1 pseudogene is annotated in these 255 nt (G+C 67.8%); it reads left to right on the forward strand.

Annotated elements, in window-relative coordinates:
- Positions 1-255, forward strand: a pseudogene (locus tag AAE027_RS39550) (DUF1522 domain-containing protein); the annotation flags it as partial.

Consider the following 255-nt stretch of genomic DNA (forward strand, 5'->3'; position numbering starts at 1 on the left):
TCGCCAACGGCGTGCAGGTGCTGCAGGCTGCCAACACCGGCATCACCTCGCTGCAAAAGCTGATCGACAGCGCCAAGTCGATCGCCAACCAGGCGCTGCAGACCACGGTCGGTTACTCCACCAAGTCGAACGTCTCCGCTACGATCTCGGGTGCGACAGCGGCCGACCTGCGCGGCACGACCTCCTTTGCCAGCGCCACGGCGAGCAGCAACGTGGTGTATAGCGGCGCGGCCGGCGGCACCACGGCGGCGACCG

Origin of the sequence: Bradyrhizobium sp. DN3, assembly GCF_041357655.1 — a bacterium.
Lineage (GTDB): Bacteria > Pseudomonadota > Alphaproteobacteria > Rhizobiales > Xanthobacteraceae > Bradyrhizobium.